This window comes from Pedobacter sp. MC2016-05 (assembly GCF_026239735.1).
GTDB lineage: Bacteria > Bacteroidota > Bacteroidia > Sphingobacteriales > Sphingobacteriaceae > Pedobacter.
Map to the genome: position 1 here is coordinate 86074 of NZ_JAPIVT010000013.1, position 14090 is coordinate 100163.

The window sequence follows — 14090 nt, forward strand, 5'->3', positions numbered from 1 at the left end:
CTGTTAAGAAATTGTTCCGCCTAAAGGTTTAATTATCTAAAAATTTTTTTTTGCACCCGACTGGTAACCGGTAATTGTTAACTGAAAACCGGTAATCGCTAACTGATTTTTACTTTATATACGGATATTCAACTTTAACTAAATATAAACCGCATGCTGGAACTGACTGGCCAGCTTTGCTGCGATTTTTGCTTTCAATTATTCCTTTAAATTCATTGAGTGTTATTTCATGTTTCCCTACTCTAACCAAAGTGCCCATTATTGCCCTAACCATGTTTCTTAAAAAGCGATCGGCCTGAATGGTAAAAACCAAACCATCTTCTAGTGTATCGAAGCTAGCTCCTACAATTTTACAATTATTAGTGAAAGTTTGGGTATTTGACTTACTGAAACAAGAAAAATCGGTATACTCCAACAATATCGCAGCTGCCTGATTCATTAATGGTACATCAAGTCTATCTTTAACCAGCCATGATCGATTTAATTTAAAAGGATTTTTTTCGAAATGCAGATAATATTTATAGGCTCTCGCAGTGGCATCAAAACGAGCATGTGCGTCGTCATGGACAGGAATGATTCTTTTTGCAGCAATTTGGTAAGGCAGCATGGCATTTATCCCTACTACCCCCTGTATCACTTTCGATTCTTCCATATCTTCCACATCGAAATGTGCAAAAAACTCGGTAGCATGAACCCCAGAATCCGTCCGGCCGCAGCCCAAAGTTTCTATTGGCTGCCTGTAAAAGGTAGACATCGCTTTATCCAAAAGCTCCTGCACAGTTATTGCATTGGGCTGAATTTGCCAACCGTGATATAAGCTGCCATCATAAGCAATTTGTATGAAATACCTTTTTTTACTCAAAGCGCTGCAAAAATACTTTTTTCCTTTTACTTCAAAGGACAAGCATTGCAAATTACATTCAAATGATTCTTATTCTGATTTAGCGACATTCTTTTCATCAAGTTGCCATTTGTTGTTGTAGAATCCGGTTAATTTTATACCCTTACTTCCTTGTTTGGGCAGATCGGATGAAAAAATCATAAAATCAGGAAACCCACTTCCGCCGGCAAAATATTGATTGGCATAAGCCACTTTTGTACCTACAGCACCTGTTCCAGCAACAACACCAATTAAAAGCTTGGGATCTTTTTGAGGCCAAATATAATATGCAGCTAAGTCAGCTCCCTTCCATTGATGTTTTCCAGCCGTTATTTGGGTATTGCTTACCTGAATCGGACAATCTTTCAAGAGTCCTTTCCATGCGCTGTTATTCTCCGAATTACCATACAAAATGATATTTCTCCCTGCATATTTCGAACCCAAAAATTCTTTGTCCGTAATGATATCCACCGCTCCGTTACCACGGTAATACCAGCTTTCCGCATCATATTTTGCTTTATTTAAGTTGGCTTGATTGGCCTCAGCATTGCCTTTGGTACCAACAACAAATATCATCTTGTAATTAAAGGCTTCTTTAAACGTACCAGATCTAAGCGGATTCTTATTTTGAACATTAACCCCTTTTACAATTTGCCACTGTTGATCAGATTTTTCCAGTGTTAACGTATCGTGATCGGTTTGCGTGATGTAATTGATATCAGCTAAACTATCTAAAGTAATTTTAACGCTAGTTTTAGCGGCAAATTCTGTCAAGGCTAAACGCAACATCTCAATGTTTTCTGTTTTACCGGTTATGGTTGAAGACTTCCTATCTCTGTTCAAAATTATCCGGCTGTATTGTGAAGGTTGAATTTGCTGATGAATTGTAGCCCATCGATATGTTGCAGAAATACCTGGACTGGAGGTAATGAAATCAATATGGTTGACAGCAGAATCAGCTTTGATGTTATGCCATTTAAAAAAATTAAATATTGGCGGCCAATCTACACTTTGATCACCAAACCAATGTTCGCCGCCCGGGTATTCGTAATAGCTAAAATCAGGATGAAAATCTGCCAGCACTTTTTTCATTTGCCTGGCGTAGCTAACAGGAACAACACGATCTGCATCACCATGTAAAATATATACTCCGAGCTGTTTGTAATTGCTGGCTAACTTTGGTACATCGCTTTGATTTCCGGCTCTCAGCAACATCTTTTCGATCATATTTTTGCTGCTGTCTGGAATTTTACCATCTGCAGAGCCATAGTCTTTTAGCGATGCATAACCGGCTGCGGGAGCAATTGCCGCCCATTTATCAGGATATGTGGCGCCTAAAAACCAGGTGCCGTGTCCGCCCATAGAGTGACCAGTAAGGTAAATCTGCTTTTCATTCGGCTTAAATTGTTTTTTCGCCAGCTCTAAAACCTCAAGCGCATCCTGACGGCCCCAATCTTCCCAATTAAAACCTCGTGGCCGGCGATTGGTAGCAGCTGCAACTGTACCCCAATCTTTTGACTTGTAAGCCCGTGCCTGTCCTATTGCTTCTACCCCCGCACCATGTACAGAAAGAAACAAGGCAGAATTAGGCTTCCAACCACCCAGCTGAGGAGTTACGGCAAAATACTGCAAACTGCCATCTATTTTACTGATAAAAGTTTGCTTATAACTTGATGAACCTTTTACGGCTTCAACTGACAAGTTTTGCAGATCAGCAATTTTTCCATTTTTTAGTAGCTGAATCTCCAGATTATAATTACCTTCCTCCCTGACTGCACTGGCGTCGAATTCGAAAATCGACTTTCTCATACTTAATTTTAAGATTTTCGCGATCTTAGTTTGTTTCTGCCTGCCATTCAAAATTGTTTTTATCTGTAAAGCATCTTCATCATTTAAAGAAGAATTGCTAATGGTTATGGCACCTTTCAATATTCCGTTTATTTCACTGATTACAATATGAGGTAGCGTGAGGTCATCTGTATGGATGATTAAGGGTTTAACATTTAAAATGATTCTTGGCAGAATACTGGCACCTCGAACAAAAAGTTCGTTAACTCCTTTTTTCAATTGCACAGGGATGTGCATATAACCAGAACCGTAAGGATCGCCCATATGTGGAATACCATTAAAAAACAGTGTATTACCGCCAATTACGTTCAAAATGGCCGTTTGTTCTTTTAGAGAAGTATAACTTAGATAGATGTAATCGGAACCTCTGTCTATACCCCCAGGATTTAAAAAAGGATTATTGGTGGTTTGCGTCGACCTTCTGGTAAATACACTGAAACGACCGTTCGCATCTGCTTTAATTGCTTTCCAAAAAATTTTTTCACCGTTCGCACCGCTAGTAAATTCGCCGCTTTCATTTGGCGTTTGTAAGGTGCCGTTCGCCATTTTATACGCTAGCTGATCAGTGTATATTGCCTCACGGCCATAGCGACTTCCGCTGGCCACCGTAAGAGCATTTTCAAATTTAAGGGTATCTTGAGCAAAAGCTTTTGATGCCGCAATTAAAATAATTAATGTAAATAAGTGTTTTAACATAAATCGTTTTATTGAGTGACGTGAGTTTGAATTAAATTAGTTTTTATAATTGAAAAAGTGTCGTAACTTATCTGAAGAATTGGTTTTGACTAATATCAGCTATAATTTTCAGATCACCATTAAAAAAAGGGTTCACCTCACATTTTCACCTATTTGTTACATTAATGAAATAAGCTTACGGTGATAAATTTAAAAATTTGACAGTAGTTGATTAGCAGAGCAGGAAAATATTTTTTAAGGATGAAATAGAATTCCTATAATTGCCTATTATTTTAAATTAACATGATACAAAGAATACAAACCATTTGGTTATTACTAGCGGCGCTAACATTGGCTTTAATGATTTTCTTTCCAATTGCATTCAAAGAAACAGGGCCAACTGTAGCTGAGATTTATACGAATGGCTTACATAAAGCGGTTATAGGAAGGTCAGGTTCAGGAGTAACTGTTAGTGATTTCCTTCCGTTGTTTATCACCAATATCGCGGTAGCTTTGATGAGTTTTGCCAACATCTTCAATTTCAAACGAAGAAGCGTTCAAAAAAAAGTAGCGATTTTAAACATCGTGTTGATTATTGGTTTTGCTTTTTGGTGCAGTATTTACGCCAAACAACTTCCTGGAGGAATTGACAGCGCAAAGTTTGGAGTCGGTGCTTACCTACCCGCTATTGCAATCTTATTTATTATTTTAGCCATTTTCGGCATTAATAAAGACGAGAGGTTAATCCGCTCTGCTGAAAGGTTGCGATAATATTGTTGATGCTTTTGCCTTTTAAACCCGATTGAAACGAAAATACTTTTTGCAAACCTCGTAGGTTTTTAAACGGCGAAGTACTCAATGAGGCAATTACAATAATAGACTACTTGAATTAAACCTACGAGGTTTAAAACAAAAAGATTGCAGTGTAAAGCGGGAGTGATTTAGCCCACAGAAAGCAGGTTTTGATTTTCAAATTCTAAAGATATTAACAAACGTTTCGCTGCTAATTTACCTTCGTCTATTTTCTATTTCCAATACCCTCTTCCCCTTAATTTCTTTCTTGCTTATTTTCAATTATTTAGCTATAAAAACTATTTAACTAACTATCAGTAAAATACGAAATATTAACCGTACCTTTGCGGCTCAATTAAAAATAAAAGACGAATGACAAACCCATTTCAATTATTGGGGATAAGTGATGACGTCGTTAATGCCGTAAAGGACCTTGGATTTGAAACTCCAACGCCTATTCAGGAGCAAAGTATTCCTGTACTGTTAGAAGGCACTAATGATTTTGTTGGTTTGGCCCAAACAGGAACAGGAAAAACAGCCGCATTTGGTTTGCCGCTGTTAGAACTAATCGATTTTAAAGTTAATAAACCACAGGCATTGATTTTATGCCCTACCCGTGAGTTATGCTTACAGATCGCTAACGACCTTAAAAACTTTTCTAAAAACGTTGCTAATGCCCACGTTGTTGCCGTTTACGGTGGCGCGAACATTATGCAACAACTACGCGAAATACGCCAAGGCGTTCAAATCGTAGTGGCCACGCCCGGCCGTATGTTGGATATCATTGGCCGTAAGGCAATTGATTTTTCAAACGTTAAATATGTTGTGCTTGATGAAGCTGACGAGATGTTAAACATGGGTTTCCAGGATGACATCAACGACATTTTATCAACTACTCCTGATGACAAAAAAACCTGGTTATTCTCGGCTACAATGCCAGCAGAAGTTCGCCGTATTGCTAAAAAATACATGAACGAGCCTGTTGAATTAACCATGGGCACAAAAAACACGGGTAACGTTAACATCGAACACGAATATTATATTGTTCGTGCCCGTGATAAATACGCTGCCTTAAAACGTATTGTAGATTTCAACCCTGAAATTTTTGCCGTAGTATTTTGTAAAACCAAATTGGATACACAAGATGTTGCTGAGCATTTAATTAAAGATGGTTACAATGCTGATGCTTTACATGGCGATTTATCGCAACAACAACGTGATAAAGTAATGCAACGTTTCCGTGAGCGTAACATGCAATTGTTAATTGCTACTGATGTTGCTGCCCGTGGTATCGATGTAAACAATGTAACCCACGTAATTAACTATTCTTTACCTGATGAAATTGAGAGTTATACCCACCGTTCTGGCCGTACTGGCCGTGCTGGTAAAACTGGTATTTCAATCTGTATCATCAACTCAAAAGAGCTGGGAAAAATCCGTCAATTGGAGCGCATTATTGGTAAACAATTTACTAAAGCTGAGCTTCCTACCGGATTTGATGTTTGTGAAAAACAATTATTCTCATTGGTACATAAAGTGCATAATGTAGAAGTTAATGTGGAGCAAATTGATCAATACATTCCGCGTATTATGGATGAATTTAAAGATTTATCTAAAGAGGATGTAATCAAACGTTTTGCTTCATTAGAATTTAACCGTTTCTTAGACTACTATTCTAAAGCACCTGATTTAAATGCAGCTGTTGGCGATGATCGTGGCGAAAGAGGTGAACGTGGTGAAAGACGCGGACGTGGTAGCGAAGGTTACACCCGTTTGTTTATCAACTTAGGTTCTGTAGATGAATTTACCCGTGGCGATATGTTATCATTTATCTGTAACAACGGAAAAATTGCTGGCAAAAGCGTTGGTAAAATCGACTTAAAAGGTGTTTTCTCTTTCTTTGAGGTTGAAGATGATGTAGCTGATAAAGTTTTCGAAGGCTTTAAATCTGTTGAATTTAACGGTCGTGCAGTACGTATCGAGAAAAGCGGAGATGGTGGTCGTGGCGAAGGTGCTGGCGAAAGACGCGGTGGCGGTGAAAGACGTAGCGGTGGTTTCGGTGGCGAACGCAGAAGCGGCGGTGGCGGTGGTTACCGTGGTGGCAGCGGCGGTGGCGACAGAAGAAGTTCTGGCGGTAGCGGTCGTAGAGAAGGCGGAAGCAGAGAAGGTGGAAACGCTGGTGGTGGTTTTAGAGATTTCTCAGGACGTAGCCGTGATGAAAAAGGTGGAAGTAGAGAAGGTGGAAGCGGACGCAGAGAAGGTGGAAGTCGTGAAGGTGGAAGTGGCGAACGCAGAAAAAAATGGTAAATCACTAAAAACATATATTTTAAAAGCCGTCCTGTTCATTCAGGACGGCTTTTTTTGTGCTTAAAATTTGCAAAAACTGTATCAATATGGGTGGCTATTTCAATATAAATGATGTAGTTACCGCAGTGAGTTTAGATAATAGGAGTATATCTGCTATATTTAAATCAACAAAAATATTATGCAGTTTTTAAAATTTGTTTTCTCGTTTTTATTTCTACTACAAACCAGCAAAGTTTCAGCTCAACATGTGAGTAAGTCCAATGAAAAAATGCAGTGGTTTGCCGATGCAAAGCTCGGTATTTTTATCCATTGGGGAATTTATTCTGTGAATGGAATTTCAGAATCGTGGTCATTTTTCAACAATTACATTAACCACGATGCTTACATGAAACAACTGGAAGGGTTTGGTGCTGATCAATACAATTCGCAGGAATGGGTAAATCTGATTAAAGAAAGTGGAGCCAAATACGCGGTAATCACCACAAAACATCATGATGGCATTTCACTTTGGAATAGCAAAGCAGCGAATGCAACTACAACCATAAAGAATAGTGCAGCAAAAAAAGATTTGATCACGCCTTTTGTAAATGACTTAAAGAAAGCGGGATTAAAAACCGGTCTGTATTTTTCGCTGCCCGATTGGAGTTACCCTGATTACGATATCTTCACCCGGGAAAGGAAACGTTATGATTTAAAAAAAAATCCAAAACGCTGGAACATTTTTTTAAACTATTACCATACACAGCTAAAAGAACTTTCAAATCAGTATAATCCTGATTTATTTTGGTTTGATGGAGATTGGGAACATACTTCTGCCGAATGGCAAACAGATAGAGTTCGAAGTTTATTGCAAAATAAAAATCCTGAGATTATCATCAACTCACGCCTTGATGAGCAGGGCGACTATGAAACGCCAGAACAAGGTGTACCAATTGTTAAACCCACAGGTAGCTACTGGGAGCTTTGTTATACTATGAATGATTCATGGGGCTACCAGCCTTATGATAGTCGTTATAAATCGTCTAATATGATCATTAGAACTTTGATAGACTGTATCAGTATGGGCGGAAATTTGTTGCTTGACATTGGCCCGAAGCCGGATGGAACAATCGCCTCTGAGCAAGTTAAAATTTTGAAAGATTTAGGCCGTTGGACTAACAAACATGCAGATGCAATTTATGGCACTACAGCAGGCATACCAAAAAAGCATGTGAATGCTAAAACTGCTTTATCAAAAGATAAAAAGCAGCTCTACATTTATTTAGATTTCAAAACCACACATGGTATTGTTTTATCAGGCATTAAATCAAAAATAAAAAAGGTAGATGTGCTTGGCAATGATGCGCCCGTTGAAACAACAAAACTTAATGATACAGATTATATTTTTGATATTAAAGAAGAACAGTTCGATAAAGATGCTACCGTATTACGGGTTACTTTTAGCGGAGAAATACAGCTATCAGAAGAAAAGGATGAGCCAATTTCGTTTCAAACGTTATTCGAAGTTACTCCTGCAACGGATTTTACAAATTTAAATCTGAGCACCCTTTCAAGTAATTTAAATGATGGGATCAATATTTTCGATAATACTAATCTTGCTGCAGATGGAAAGGACTTTAAATCGGGTATCAAAAATTCAAAGAAAAGCATAAACGAATGGGTTATAAAAAATGCAGAAGCTTTATATAAAACCAAAGCTGGCATTCCTACAGGGCACTATCAAGGTAATACTGTACTTTCTGCAGATAAACAAACACTGTATTTATTTTTAGAAGGTGAGCCTACAGGCCCAATTTCGATAAAGGGATTAGAAAATAGAATAAGTAGAATTCGGGTGGTTGGACAAGGCACGATGCTAAACCATGAAATTTACAACAAGCTTTATTGGAGCAAAATACCAGGTATTGTATACATCGATATTCCAAAAGAAATATTAGATACACACTTAACTGTAATTGCGGTACTTTTAGATGGACCTCTAAAATTGTACCGAGGAAACGTGGGCGCAATTGAAAGCAATCTCTAATTCTTTAACTATTGTAAAATAGTAGTTCTGCTTTACAAATATTCTTAAATTGCATTACTTTCGCTAATTATGCAGGCAAAATATATTTCCTATCAGGAAACTGGCTCTTTTTCGAAACTGGTTTTAGATTATATTAATGATGAAGCGCAGTTAAGGCCTTTTTACAGTTATCGTCCTGATAGGGATGGTTTAGCCCAGGCAATAGAAAACAGGAATTTTTTAGGAGACCGAAACATTCTGGTTGATGTTCTGAAAAATCAATATCGGCATATCCAAACCAATAAATCGGTAACAAAAAACATCGAACTGCTGGCTTCTGAAAATACTTTTACAGTAACCACAGGCCATCAACTTAATCTTTTTACGGGTCCTTTATATTTCATTTACAAGATCGTTACCGCGATAAATCTTGCTATCGAGTTAAAGATGGCCCATCCTGATAAAAATTTTGTCCCTGTTTATTGGATGGCCACAGAAGATCATGATTTTGAAGAAATTAATCACGTAAGTGTTGATGAAAAAAATATCAGCTGGATACAAACCACCAATGGTGCTACTGGCAGGTTAAGTACCAAAACTGTCGCTGCTGCAGTAACCGCTTACAAAGGCTATTTGGGTATTTCGAAAAATGGAAAGCACATTGCTAAACTGGTAGAAAAAGCTTACCTAGAACATGATAATTTAGCAGATGCTACACGTTATCTGGTAAATAATTTATTTGAAAAATACGGTTTGGTAATCGTTAATGCAGATGAACCGGCACTAAAAAAGATTTTCGCGAGTATAATAGCGGATGATGTGAGGCAGCATAACAGTTCTAAAAATATCGACTCTACCTCTAACCAGCTCGAGGAAAAAGGCTACAAAACCCAGGTTAACGGCAGGGATATTAATTTCTTTTATCTCAAAGATGATTTGCGGGAACGTTTAATATTTGAAGATGGAAAATACGTGGTCAATCATACTGACATCAGTTTTACCGAAGATGAATTGTTAGCAGAAATCGCATCGAATCCCGAACGGTTCAGTCCAAATGTAGTGATGCGACCAATGTACCAGGAATTAATTTTGCCCAACATTGCTTACATCGGTGGGGGCGCCGAAATAGCTTACTGGATGCAGCTGAAAGCCAATTTTGATTTTTATAAAGTAGACTTTCCGGTGTTATTGCTCCGTAATTCGGCTTTGTTGATTGATAAACGTAGTGCCGAAAATTTATACAGTCTAGGGTTCTCTTTGGAGGATATCTTTTTACCGGTTGAAGAGTTGAAAAATCTGTGGGTAAAGAAAAACTCAACTGCCCAGCTTAGCCTTGCCGATGAAACCCGTGCCATCAATAGTATTTTTGACCAGATTAAGTTAAATGCTTACAAGATTGATAAAACCTTATCGGTTTCTACCGATACCGCAAAGCAAAAGACGAATCGCTTGCTAGCCAACCTGGAAAAGAAACTTTTTAGGGCTGAAAAACGGAAGCATGAAATGGCATTGGTACAAATTGAAAATGTTAAAAAGCGCCTTTTTCCTAATGGTACGATGCAAGAAAGAACTTTGAATATCGCACCGATGTATGTCAACTACGGGGAAGATTTTCTTTCATCCTGCATAGAAAACTTTGAGCCACTTGGCGGCGATTTCACGCTACTTTTACCCTAAACAAAGTCATTGTAACGACAAATTAATGCAAAAATGAACTTTATAAACTTCACCGAAACCAAGCTTCGAACTTTTACTTACAACGTTTTTAAAAAAATGGGCTGTTCTGATGAACATGCCGAGCTTGCTACAGATGTATTAATTCGTTCTGATTTACGTGGAATTGATTCACATGGTGTAGCTCGTTTAAGTGGCTATGTTCGTTTATGGGAGAAAAATAGAATTAATGCCGCACCTGATATTAAAATTGTGCATGAAACGCCAACCACTGCAACAGTTGACGGAGATGCGGGTTTGGGTTTGGTTGTGGCACCTTTCGCAATGAAAGTAGCCATCGAAAAAGCAGAGAAGTACGGAAGCGGATGGGTTTCAGTAAAAAATTCCAACCATTTCGGCATTGCAGGTTACCATGCTTTAATGGCGGTAGAAAAAGATATGATCGGCATCAGCATGACCAACGCAAGTCCACTGGTTGCGCCAACTTACGCCAATGAAAGGCTACTTGGAACTAACCCAATGTGTTACGCATTCCCGGCAGGGAAATATCCACCCGTAATTGTAGATATGGCTACATCAGCAGCTGCAAATGGAAAATTAGAAATCGCTCAAAGAGCTAACAAACCTATACCTGAAGGCTGGGTACAAGATAAAAACGGAAAAAATTCCATCGACCCTAATGAATTGAAAGGTGGGGGTTCGCTTTTGCCTTTGGGTAGCGATAAAGATCACGGAAGCCATAAAGGTTACGGATTGAGTGCTACAGTGGATATTTTATCGGCTGTGCTTTCAGGTGCAAACTATGGCCCATGGGTGCCACCTTTTGTTGCTTTTTTAGAACCCTCGGCAAACCCTGTTGGTGAAGGTTTAGGCCATTTCTTAGGCGCAATGCGTGTAGATGGTTTCCGCCCTGCCGAAGAATTTAAAAACCACCTGGACAATTGGGTGGAACGTTTTAAAAATGCAGAAACAATTGATCCTGATAAGAAAGTAATTATACCTGGCGAACCGGAACATGAGTATGAACAAGAGAGAAAAGTTAGCGGAATACCTTTGATCGACGTTGTAGTAAAAGATTTGAATGAGTTAGCCGAAAAATTAGGAATTGAAGGTTTAAATTAAAGAAAAAGCCGCGAGTGTAACCAGCACTCACGGCGATAACTAACTAAGTACATATGGTTAACCTACCATAAAAAGGCAAAATCTTTCTGCTTAAACGAAGTGTAGCATCACAATACTTTAAGGGTTTCCTTTAACAATAACGCTTTACTCGATGCGCCAATCATGATTCGGAAATCTCCTGGTTCAATCACAGATTTCATTTCTGCATTGAGCATTTTCAGCATTTCTGGCTCGATTTCAAACACAATCTCTTTACTTTCTCCTGGTTTTAAGCCAATTCTCTTGAATCCTTTAAGTTCCAATACTGGCCTTACAACGGTTGCCAACATATCCCGAATATAAAGTTGAGCAACTTCTTCACCTGCCCGGTTGCCGATATTTTTTAGTTTAAAAGTGGCGGTAACCTTCTCATGTTGATTGATTTCACGTTTACTCAAAACCAAGTCACTGTATTCAAATTCTGTATAACTCAAGCCGTAGCCAAATGGGAATAGTGGTTCTCCACTAAGGTTATTGTAATCATCACCACGTCCGGTAGGTTTATGGTTATATACCAATGGCAATTGCGATTCATGTACCGGGTAGGTTATCGGCAATCGCCCGGCAGGATTATAATCGCCAAAAAGCATTTCCGCTATTGCGTTTCCTCCTTCTTCCCCCGGATACCAAACATTTAAAACAGCAGGTACATGATCTATCCAATTATTCATCGTAATTGCACTTCCACCAACCAATAGCACCACAACAGGCTTACCGGTTTTAGCCATTTCATTAATTAGCTGCTCCTGATTTCCAGGCAAGTTCAACATGGCTCGATCTTGAAATTCACCCTCCTTTATACCGGCAGCAATCACCACAACATCTGCTTGTTTGGCAATCGAAACGGCTTCAGCGAGTTCTTTGTCAACATTATCAATCACTTCAAAATCAGAAATGAATTTGATGTAGGCATTGCCTTTCGTTTCTTGGAATTCGATGCGGACGGCATATTTTTTATCTTTTTCAAAATTAAAAGAGATCAGGCGACTATGATAAGAAGTTTTCTCCCATTGATCGATCAACAATTTATCGTTGATAAAAAGTCTGAAACCATCATTCCCTTCTAAGCCGATCTTGAATACTCCGGTTTTCGGAGCAACTAAATTTCCAGTCCACCTTACCGAGTATAGATCTTTTGCAAGTTTGCGGTCGGGCGCATAAAGGGTCCACATGAAATCGATTTTCTTGTCGATTCTGGTAACCACCGGTGAGCCGCTGAAGTTCAAATTATCGAAGAATTCGGCCTTTAAACCACTTGTTGTATCGGTACGTAAAAAATTAGCTGGAATAATTTGGTAGAATTTAGGATCGCGACTGCTTCCTTTCGTATAAAGTACATTTCCTGGTTGCCCCACCCTTTTCCTGATTCCTTCCAGAATACTGATTTTACCATTTCCAGAACCGCTGTAACCTCCTAGACGTGCTTCAGTGGCATCTTCTCCTAATACTAAAATCTTCTTCTCGGTTTTTAGGGGCAGTATTGATTGCTCATTTTTTAACAGCACAAATGACTTTTGGGCGGCTGCTTTTGCTACAGATTTATTGCGTTTATCGCTTACAGCTTTTTCAGCATCCTTTTCTGATACATATGGATTTTCGAAAAGCCCCAAATCAAACTTTGCTTTTAAAACCCTTGAAACGGCATCATCGATTCGGCTTTTCGAAATTGAACCATTCAAAAATGGCGGAATGAAAAGTTTGTAGTGATCAAATTCAGTTTGAAAAATCACATCTAACCCGCCTTCAATGGCTTGTATGGTGGATTGTGCATAGCCTGTTGCGGTATGATGCAATACGCTAGCTCCACCAACGGCTCCAGCATCAGAGATTACAAAACCTCCGAAACCCCAATCCGTTTTTAACTTTTGAGTAAGCAATTGATAGTTTGATGTTGCCGGAGTTCCATCAATAGAATTGTAAGCCGTCATCAGCGATCTGCTTTTGCCCTGTTTTATGGCCACTTCAAAAGGCGGATAATAGATTTCCTTCATCATCCGCTCATTGAAATGGATAGGATAACTGTCGCGACCGCCATCGCCCACATTTGCAATAAAGTGTTTAGGTGTGGTAATAATATTTTGCTTTTCGAATGCGCTGACAAAAGCCAAACCCATTTGCGAAGAAAGAAAGGGATCTTCACCGTAGGTTTCTTCGGTTCTGCCCCAACGCACATCCGATGCGATGTTTACTACCGGCGTCAAAATATCTCTAATTCCTCTCACTTTAGTTTCTCCAGCTATTGCCCGGGCAACATTAGCCATATTTTCGGTATCAAAACTGGCTGCAAGACCAATTGCCTGGGGAAAAGCAGTTGCACCTTGACGCACCAAACCATGAAGGGCTTCATCAAAAGGAATAATCGGAATGCCCAGCCTGGTTTCAGTTACGAAAAATTTCTGGATGGCGTTAATTTTCTTGGCCAATGTGAACGCATTTTCTGAAGTATTGTAGCTCATCATTTGGTTGGCACCACCACCACCTTGAGATACAGCACTTACCTGTAAACCGAAGATCCCATTTTGATAACGCTTTTTGTCCACTCCGTCAAGGTCGCCGGGAATCATAAACAATTGCCAGAATTTTTCTTCCGGAGTCATTCTCGCCAGCAAATCCTTCACCCTGTCATCAATACTTGCCTTCGCATCTTTGTAAACAGGGGTTGTTTGCTTTTGTGCAAATGTGTTTATTGCATCAAGAGAAAAAATAGTTATCCCAAGAATGGCTACAAAACATTTTATCTTCATAGTG

The 14090-nt window shown here is 39.0% G+C and carries 8 protein-coding genes; 5 read left to right on the top strand and 3 right to left on the bottom strand.

What is annotated here, in order from left to right; translation table 11 throughout:
* Positions 1–109: 109 nt before the first annotated feature.
* Positions 110–904, bottom strand: a complete 795-nt coding sequence (gene truA, locus OQZ33_RS16195; RefSeq protein WP_265800144.1) for a tRNA pseudouridine(38-40) synthase TruA — start codon at positions 902–904, stop codon at positions 110–112.
* Between the two features lie 27 nt (positions 905–931).
* Positions 932–3424: a prolyl oligopeptidase family serine peptidase gene (locus OQZ33_RS16200; protein ID WP_265800146.1), complete on the bottom strand. Its 2493-nt coding sequence runs from the start codon at positions 3422–3424 to the stop codon at positions 932–934.
* A gap of 282 nt (positions 3425–3706) precedes the next feature.
* Between OQZ33_RS16200 and OQZ33_RS16205 the strand changes: the two genes are divergently transcribed.
* The 5 genes from OQZ33_RS16205 (at position 3707) to OQZ33_RS16225 (ending at position 11303) form a co-directional block, all read left to right on the top strand.
* Positions 3707–4174, top strand: a complete 468-nt coding sequence (locus OQZ33_RS16205) for a DUF4293 domain-containing protein (RefSeq protein WP_056848703.1) — start codon at positions 3707–3709, stop codon at positions 4172–4174.
* 393 nt (positions 4175–4567) lie between these two features.
* On the top strand, positions 4568–6502 hold the full coding sequence (locus OQZ33_RS16210) for a DEAD/DEAH box helicase (RefSeq protein ID WP_056848702.1): 1935 nt from the start codon (positions 4568–4570) through the stop codon (positions 6500–6502).
* 178 nt (positions 6503–6680) lie between these two features.
* Positions 6681–8528 carry an alpha-L-fucosidase gene (locus tag OQZ33_RS16215; protein ID WP_265800147.1) on the top strand — a complete coding sequence of 616 codons (1848 nt, stop codon included), beginning with the start codon at positions 6681–6683 and terminating at the stop codon, positions 8526–8528.
* 69 nt (positions 8529–8597) lie between these two features.
* Entirely contained in the window at positions 8598–10184 is a 1587-nt protein-coding gene (gene bshC, locus OQZ33_RS16220; RefSeq protein WP_265800148.1) for a bacillithiol biosynthesis cysteine-adding enzyme BshC, read from the top strand.
* 33 nt (positions 10185–10217) lie between these two features.
* Positions 10218–11303 (top strand): Ldh family oxidoreductase, encoded by a 1086-nt coding sequence (locus OQZ33_RS16225; protein WP_265800149.1) that lies wholly within the window; start codon positions 10218–10220, stop codon positions 11301–11303.
* A gap of 107 nt (positions 11304–11410) precedes the next feature.
* Here OQZ33_RS16225 and OQZ33_RS16230 read toward each other — a convergent pair whose 3' ends face one another.
* Positions 11411–14086, bottom strand: a complete 2676-nt coding sequence (locus OQZ33_RS16230; protein WP_265800150.1) for a glycoside hydrolase family 3 protein — start codon at positions 14084–14086, stop codon at positions 11411–11413.
* Between the last annotated feature and the right edge of the window lie 4 nt (positions 14087–14090).

What these genes read in the sequence shown, in the direction of transcription:
- OQZ33_RS16225 (WP_265800149.1), top strand. Translation starts at nt 10,218, where the DNA reads ATGAACTTTATAAACTTCACCGAAACCAAGCTTCGAACTTTTACTTAC.
- OQZ33_RS16205 (WP_056848703.1), top strand. Translation starts at nt 3,707, where the DNA reads ATGATACAAAGAATACAAACCATTTGGTTATTACTAGCGGCGCTAACA.
- OQZ33_RS16230 (WP_265800150.1), bottom strand. Translation starts at nt 14,086, where the DNA reads ATGAAGATAAAATGTTTTGTAGCCATTCTTGGGATAACTATTTTTTCT.
- OQZ33_RS16210 (WP_056848702.1), top strand. Translation starts at nt 4,568, where the DNA reads ATGACAAACCCATTTCAATTATTGGGGATAAGTGATGACGTCGTTAAT.
- OQZ33_RS16215 (WP_265800147.1), top strand. Translation starts at nt 6,681, where the DNA reads ATGCAGTTTTTAAAATTTGTTTTCTCGTTTTTATTTCTACTACAAACC.
- bshC (WP_265800148.1), top strand. Translation starts at nt 8,598, where the DNA reads ATGCAGGCAAAATATATTTCCTATCAGGAAACTGGCTCTTTTTCGAAA.
- OQZ33_RS16200 (WP_265800146.1), bottom strand. Translation starts at nt 3,424, where the DNA reads ATGTTAAAACACTTATTTACATTAATTATTTTAATTGCGGCATCAAAA.